This is a genomic window from Deferribacterota bacterium, assembly GCA_034189185.1.
Classification (GTDB): Bacteria; Chrysiogenota; Deferribacteres; order Deferribacterales; family UBA228; genus UBA228.
This window is the reverse complement of the sequence record JAXHVM010000133.1, coordinates 1-5,090: the sequence shown is the minus strand read 5'-3', so window position 1 is coordinate 5,090 and position 5,090 is coordinate 1. Positions and strand designations below refer to the sequence as shown.

The 5,090-nt window shown below is 31.8% G+C and carries 5 protein-coding genes; all 5 read right to left on the bottom strand.

Translation table 11 applies throughout. The features are described 5' to 3' along the window. Positions 1-44 precede the first annotated feature (44 nt). A complete protein-coding gene (gene ftsA, locus SVN78_08335) occupies positions 45-1,280 on the bottom strand; it encodes a cell division protein FtsA (protein ID MDY6821612.1) in 1,236 nt (411 codons plus the stop codon). Next, on the bottom strand, positions 1,270-1,947 hold the full coding sequence (locus SVN78_08330) for a hypothetical protein (GenBank protein ID MDY6821611.1): 678 nt from the start codon (positions 1,945-1,947) through the stop codon (positions 1,270-1,272). Before SVN78_08330 ends, ftsA begins: the two co-directional genes overlap by 11 nt. Further along, complete coding sequence (gene murC / locus SVN78_08325) at positions 1,940-3,352, bottom strand: UDP-N-acetylmuramate--L-alanine ligase (GenBank protein ID MDY6821610.1); 1,413 nt, start codon at positions 3,350-3,352, stop codon at positions 1,940-1,942. Before murC ends, SVN78_08330 begins: the two co-directional genes overlap by 8 nt. Positions 3,353-3,457: 105 nt before the next feature. Next, entirely contained in the window at positions 3,458-4,387 is a 930-nt protein-coding gene (locus SVN78_08320; GenBank protein MDY6821609.1) for a UDP-N-acetylglucosamine--N-acetylmuramyl-(pentapeptide) pyrophosphoryl-undecaprenol N-acetylglucosamine transferase, read from the bottom strand. Beyond that, positions 4,378-5,090, bottom strand: a 713-nt coding sequence (locus SVN78_08315; protein ID MDY6821608.1) for an FtsW/RodA/SpoVE family cell cycle protein, incomplete at its 5' end; no start/stop codon positions are given. The genes SVN78_08320 and SVN78_08315, both read right to left, overlap by 10 nt.

The following is a 5,090-nucleotide window of genomic DNA, read 5'->3' as shown; positions in this document are numbered from 1 at the left end:
GTTTCATCTAATTCAAACATACAAACCCCCTCTAATATTTTTTTCTAAAAAAATTCTCCAAACCAACTTTTCATTCTCTCAACAACTTTAGTAAATACTTTTTCATCTGACCCCTTTGATATTTTGTTTTTTTGATGACCTCGTCTTGCAGCATTAATAACTAAACCTACACCAGTTGCATATGCGGGATCATCAACAATATCAACAATACCACCTACATTCTCAACACTCCTACCAACTCTAACTGGCAAATCGAAAATAATCTCAGCTAAATCTGCTATTCCTCTCATATTTGCTACTCCGCCAGTTAATACAACCCCACTGCCAATCAGCTCTAATAATTGTTTTTTTTGCAATTCACCCAAAAACATCTGAAATATCTCTTCAGCACGAGCCTGTAATATCTGCACCAATACTTGCTTTGATATTGTTCTAGGGGATCTGCCGCCAATTGGAGGTATTTCTATTTCATAATTGTCTTCATCAATATCATCATATACAGCACCATGTTCTTTTTTAATCTTCTCAGCTATATGCTCTGGCACGTTAATTCCAATTGCTAAATCTCTTGTGAAATTATTACCACCTATCTGCAAAACCGCTGTATGATATACAGCACCATTTCTAAATACTGCTATATCTGTTGTTCCGCCACCACCGTCAATCAAGCAAACACCAATATCTTTTTCATCATTTAAAAGGACTGCATCACTTGAGGCTAATTGTTCCAAAACTATGTCATCTACAGATATACCGGCTCTCTCACAGCTTCTAACAATATTTTGCGCAGAAGAGACTGCTCCTATTACTATATGAACGTCTACCTCAAGTCTCACACCATTCATGCCTATTGGATTTTTTATCCCGCCTTGACTGTCCAAAATAAATTGTTGGGGAATTACATGTAATACTTCACAACCAATAGGAATATCTATTGCAGTAGCTGACTCAATAGCCCTGTCAACATCTTTCTTACTCACCTCTTTATTTTTCACTGCTACAAGACCCTTTGAATTAAAGCTTTTTATGTGACCACCTGCAATACCAACACACACACTATTAATCTCAACAGCTGCCATTCTCTCTGCAGCCTTCACTGCTCTTTTTATAGAATCAACGGTAGAATCTATATTAACAACAACACCCTTCCTTAAGCCACTACTTGGGGTCTCACCTTTCCCAATAATGTCAATTTTTCCTGTTTCGTTTTTACGTCCAACTATCACACATATCTTTGTAGAGCCTATATCTAAACCTACAAAGATATCACTATGCACCATTTAATACTCCCTTTATATAAATTTTATCCTCTATCCTTAAATCAACGCGCTCAATCTTATTGTACATACTATGTAAATTTTCCTTATATATTTTATATCTACCAAAAAAATTCTTGTCATAAGAACCATATAAAACCTTCTGACCATCAGTAATCTTAAAATAAAATGGGTTTACTTCGGCAACTACATCTTTGTTTTTTGCTATTTTTTGGTAAAACCTAGAAAACTTAAATAGTATATCATCACTAGTTAATTCTTTAACAGCTACATTGACATCTTCACAATTACTTGCAATCTTCTTTAAATCATCTGTTAGATAATAACATTTACTACCTTTCTTATACTTAAATAGGGATTTTCTTTTATTAATAACGATTTTTATCTTATCTGGAAACAGTCTATTAAATTCAATATTCTTTATCCATTTATTATCTACAATATCAACCTTCTCTATATTAACGAAGAATATATTTTTATTTTTTAATTTACTTGAATATTCCTCTAACTTTCCTTTTAACTGTTCATCAGCACATACAATATCAACCTCTTTTATACTAAAATACCCAGTATCATCAATTAAGGATATAAGCTCCTTTATGCCATAAATTGCAGAAATTAATATTGACAAAAATAATATGAATTTCATAAGAGCTTTAATTTTATTCATTACCCTCCTCTATATTCGCATAAACCCTATTAAAAAAATCTGCTAATACAAAGGAAAACTTTGTTATATCACCAGCCCCCATAGTCACATACACAGCTTTATTATCCCTATCTATCAATTTTTCAGATAAAAGACTATTTAAATCATTAATATAATATACATCCTTTAACCCGTGCATCTTAATATCATCTACCAAAACTTTTGAATGTATACCAACAATCGGCTCCTCACTAGCTGAATAAATATCAACAATATAAAGCTTATCGACATCAAAAAAACTCTTCGTAAAACTATTAAAGAGATATTTTAACCTTGTATATCTATGAGGCTGAAAAATTACATGTATTTTGTAACCTCTATACACATCCCTTATTGCTTTAATTGTAGATTGAATCTCCATAGGATGATGGGCGTAATCATCAATAACTACAATATTATTACATTTATACCTACATGTAAGTCTTCTCTCTACTCCTTCAAAATTTTCTAAAGCGCCCTTAATACCATTAAAATCAATATCGCATTCCAATGAAACTGCAATTGCCGCAAGGGCATTTAACACATTATGCATACCTGGTATATTAAGGTTTATTCTCCCTAGAGACTTTCCATAGGCTACAACATCAAAAGAAACACCAGGACCATTGTTTTCAATGTTTACAGCCTTTACATTTGCAGCAGCTTTTATGCCATAAGTTATAAGCCTTCTCTTCAGATATGGTATAATATCTGCAACATTATTATCATCTAAACACAGTACATTATAACCATAGAAGGGAACTTTATTATTAAACTCTATGAAAGCTTTTTTTATTTCATCAATATCTTTATAGGTCTCGAAGTGTTCGCTATCAATATTTGTATTGATTGTTATTGTTGGATAAAGAAGTAAAAACGATCTATCACTCTCATCAGCTTCAGATATCATAATAGAAGAAGTACCATAGGAAGCATTAGTTTTATTTCTAGCTAATCTACCACCAATAATAACAGTTGGATCTAAATTATTATAACTAAATATCTCAGCTATCAATGAGGTAGTGGTGGTCTTACCATGACTACCTGATACTGTAATTGAATATTTCAACCTCATTAACTCCGCTAACATTTCACCTCTTTTAATAGCTGGTATTAAATTATCTCTAGCAAATAATAACTCTGGGTTATTCTCCCTAATAGCAGTAGAATAAACAACAAGATCTGAGCCTATAACATTCTCTTTTCTATGACCTATTGCTATCTTTACCCCCTTTCTTCTTAAATATTCTGTATTTAAACTATCTTTTATATCTGAGCCAGTTACATTAAATCCCATATTAAATAAAATCTCAGCAATACCACTCATCCCTATGCCGCCAATACCAACAAAATGTATATTATTAAACTTACAAAACTTCCTAAGCATTAATTATCTCCTTTGTAATTTTTTCTGCAGGATCTAAGTACTCTATTTTCTCAAGTTTTGGCTTTATTTCTTTTTGATAGTTTTCGCATATATAATCCAAAAGATTTATGAGGGTCTCTGAGTTAGCATCTTTGCATTCAATATATAGAATGCTCCAAATTTTTCTGCATAAAGAGCATTTTTATACTGATGGTTATTTGCTGCAATCTCTAAGGGAATAAATATTGCAGGTCTTTTTGAGGCAATTGTCTCAAATACACTACCTGCACCAGCTCTTGCAATAACAATATCAGCCCAGTTATACAGAGACACCATATTATTGTAAAAAGGTATAACATTTAAAGCTTTTATATTTTGTAGATTCTCTTTTCTATAAAGCTCCATTGTCTCACTATATAAAGCCTCTCCAGTTTGATGAGTAATATAATATCCCTTTTCTAAAAGTATTAGTGCATTAGAGACAATTAACTTATTGATAAATCTGCTTCCCTGGCTTCCACCTAAAACTAGTATATTTCTAGATATTCTATCTTTCAATTTTATCAATTTAAATTCCTCACGAATAGGATAGCCCACATAAACAACATTGCCTTTTGCCTTCTCTGTTTCCTTAAAAGATGTAAAAACTTTCTTAGCAAAGGGAGCAAATAATCTATTTGTCAAACCCATAACTGAATTTTGCTCATAAATATATAGTTCACATCCTTTGATTATAGAAACTACTCCAGCCGGAAAAGAAGCATATCCACCTAATAATAAGACCTTATTGCTTTTCTTAAGTATAAAAAATACCTTAAATAATGATGATATTATAGTGAAAAAAGAGAGTGCTCTATTAACTAAAGTTGTATTTTTATAGGGCTTAATATTTTGTTCATAAAACTCAAAACCCTTATCTTGCAGAAGTTTTCGTTCAATCCCCCTATTTGATACTAGAAATAATATATCCACACCTTTTTTTCTCAATGTTTCTGCAATAATTGTTGCTGGAACAATATGCCCAGCAGTACCGCCACCTGCAAATATCATACGCATCTATTCTCCTTCAACCCCCTTAAAATAACACCTATTATAAACATATTCATTATAAGAGAAGAACCACCATAGCTCACAAATGTCAATGTTAAACCTTTAGTGGGCACTAAACCCAAAACAGCTAAAATATGAAATAAAGCAGGCAATACAATCACTAAAGTACAGCCAAATGTTAAAAGAAATCTAAAATTATCTTTTTGTTTAAGAGTAGAGTCTACGCAAAATATAAACAAAATAACGAATAACATTAATATAAACACAGAGCCTATAAAACCCAATTCTTCTGCTATACCTGCATATATAAAATCAGTATGTATTTCTGGTAAAAAATACAACTTTTGTGTACTATTGCCCAAACCTTTTCCAAATATACCACCACTACCCACTGCTATTAAAGATTGTATTAATTGATAACCTGAGGTTTCTTGATAGCTCCATGGGTCTAAGAAACTTATTAATCTATCTCTCCTATAATCAACCAATAAAAAAGAGATAATTGCTGGCAAACTAAAAAGTGATATCCCTATAATATGTTTTATGTTTACACCAGCTACAAAAAACAGAGAAAAACCTATCAGAATAATCAAGAATGCTCCACCAAAATCAGGTTCCAGCACAATTAACCCAGCAATAATACCTATGAGTACACAAGCAGGCAAAAAACCTCCTAAAAAATCTCTTAATCTATCATTCTTTTTATCTA

Excerpts from the sequence above, each read along its gene's own strand:
- SVN78_08320 (MDY6821609.1), bottom strand. The coding sequence starts at position 4,387 with ATGCGTATGATATTTGCAGGTGGCGGTACTGCTGGGCATATTGTTCCA.
- ftsA (MDY6821612.1), bottom strand. The coding sequence starts at position 1,280 with ATGGTGCATAGTGATATCTTTGTAGGTTTAGATATAGGCTCTACAAAG.
- murC (MDY6821610.1), bottom strand. The coding sequence starts at position 3,352 with ATGCTTAGGAAGTTTTGTAAGTTTAATAATATACATTTTGTTGGTATT.
- SVN78_08330 (MDY6821611.1), bottom strand. The coding sequence starts at position 1,947 with ATGAATAAAATTAAAGCTCTTATGAAATTCATATTATTTTTGTCAATA.